This window comes from Hylemonella sp. GW821-FHT12C09, from assembly GCF_058807395.1.
Genome location: NZ_JBXAQQ010000009.1, coordinates 162,916 through 164,176, shown reverse-complemented (window position 1 = coordinate 164,176; position 1,261 = coordinate 162,916). Strand labels below are relative to the sequence as shown.

At 61.9% G+C, this 1,261-nt stretch carries 1 protein-coding gene; it reads right to left on the bottom strand.

The window, feature by feature from the left end:
- Positions 1-643: 643 nt before the first annotated feature.
- Positions 644-1,123, bottom strand: a complete 480-nt coding sequence (locus AC1RRP_RS15465) for a TIR domain-containing protein (RefSeq protein ID WP_493037695.1) — start codon at positions 1,121-1,123, stop codon at positions 644-646.
- Between the last annotated feature and the right edge of the window lie 138 nt (positions 1,124-1,261).

The following is a 1,261-nucleotide window of genomic DNA, read 5'->3' as shown; positions in this document are numbered from 1 at the left end:
TGATGACTTCCAATTGACCGACTCTGGTGTTTCCTATGTCCCCGAACACCCGTTTCCCATGTCTCCGGTCTATACACTTCGCCAAAGAAAAGGACCCAAAAGAAAGGCGAGCCGAAGTCAGGGCCGCTGCGCGGTTCCTTGCGCTGCTCGCATCGGGCGGGGTCGGGCTGAACTCGCTGCGCTCAAACAACGCCCGCCCTGATCCGCCCGCTGCTGCGCTGCTCAGCCCTGCCACACGGCATAGGGGACCCAACAACCCAAGACAGAACAGCCAAACAAGGACGCGCCATGGCGCGTCCTTGTAGTCTTGGTCTTTGGCATTCGGTTTCCCACTGCCGTGTGCGGAGGCGAGTAGCGCAGGCCAGGGCGGAAAAAGAAGTGCAGATGTCTGAGCCCGCAGGGCGAGTTTCTGCACTTCCCGCACTAGCCGAGCAACGCAGCGTGCCCTGCGCACAGCGCAGGGACGACGAACCCGGCTCGCCTTTCTTTGCTTACTTTCTTTGGCGAAGCAAAGAAAGTAAGTGCGCTGTCGGGCGCACCACCCGACACCAAACCTGCTGCCCGGGCGAGACCCGGCAAAGCAGGCATGAAGCAAAGCTTCGAAGCAAAAGTGAGTCCCGCCTTGGGTCTTGGCAGGCAGAGATCAGACGGCGCGGTTCAAGTCCACGTCCAGTCCGGCCTGTTTCATGACACGGGCCAGCAGCAGGTGCCATAAGCCTGCCTCATCCATGTTCAGTAGCGCCGAGCCGTTCCACGGCAGCGTTTTCGCGGGGTTTCCGGACAACAGAAAGCAGACGCGCGAACTGTCCAGGGCGCCCAGCAAGACGCCGAGCTCCAGCATCAGATCTCTCGAAAGAAACTTGGAGGTCGCCGTTGCGGTGTCCAGCGTATTGGACGGCAGGAGGACGACGGCGAAATCCACCTGGCGTAGCGCCTGGAGTCGTTCGACGTAGGTGGTGTCTGTGGGTTTGGGCGCTTCCGCCAGGAACATGCTCTGCAATCCAAGCTGACGGAGGAATCCCGTGACTGCATCGCGGGCTGGAGCGTCATGGTGACAGAGGACGCAGACACGCAGGTTCGTGCCGGAAATGACCGGGGTGGGTGTGGATGTTGGAGCGGACACGGGCGTAGGCGTGGGTATTGAGGCGGCCGCGTGCACGGGTGCAGGTGCAGGTGCAGGTGCTGGTGCTGGTGCTGGTGCTGGTGCTGGTGCTGGTGCTGGTGCTGGTGCTGGTGCTGGTGCTGGTGCTGGTGCTGGTGC